We start from the raw sequence: 547 nt of genomic DNA on the forward strand, positions 1-547 counted from the left end.
CTTGTCGACACCGTCGTCCGGCAGAAGGAAGCGGGCGCAGTCGTCGAAGCCGTGACCGTGATAGTAGCCCGAATAGTAGCTGTAGCGGCCGACCCGGATATTCGGGTTGGTGACCAGGCGATCGAGCGTGATGCCCTTGAAGGGGCTTTCGAAAACGTTATGCATCATGAGGACCAATGGTTCGCAAGCCGCGCATGCGGCGATGGCTCACCCGAGCCTTCTCGGGTGACCGACAGCGAGCGATCCGGGCGATCGCCTGCTGCAGCTTCCAGCGTCAGATCCGCGGAAGCGCGATGCCGGTGGTACTGTGTGTGGCCTTCATTCTCGCATGATGACGCATGCGTCAGCCGATGCCAAGGACGGCTCCCTTGGGCGTCGGCTTCCTGTGGATTGAAAAGGAAAGCGTCGCCCGGGTGAGCGCAGCGACACCCGGGACTCTTTCACGCCACCGAAGCGCGGCTCCCGGATATCGCTGCGCTCATCCGGGCTACGAACCACCTGCTTGACAATATTCCTACGAGGATTATAGTCCGCATCGTCCTGTCCG

Annotated in this window: 1 protein-coding gene and 1 pseudogene; both read right to left on the bottom strand. The window is 61.4% G+C overall.

What is annotated here, in order from left to right:
- Nucleotides 1-165 (bottom strand): annotated as a pseudogene (locus DYI24_RS27620) (type B chloramphenicol O-acetyltransferase); the annotation flags it as partial.
- Nucleotides 166-318: 153 nt separating this feature from the next.
- Nucleotides 319-547 (bottom strand): hypothetical protein (locus DYI24_RS28195; protein ID WP_205523729.1); only part of this gene is annotated, 229 nt, incomplete at its 5' end.

This window comes from Rhodopseudomonas sp. BR0C11 (genome assembly GCF_010820945.1).
In the GTDB taxonomy this organism is placed as follows: Bacteria; Pseudomonadota; Alphaproteobacteria; order Rhizobiales; family Xanthobacteraceae; genus Rhodopseudomonas; species Rhodopseudomonas palustris_H.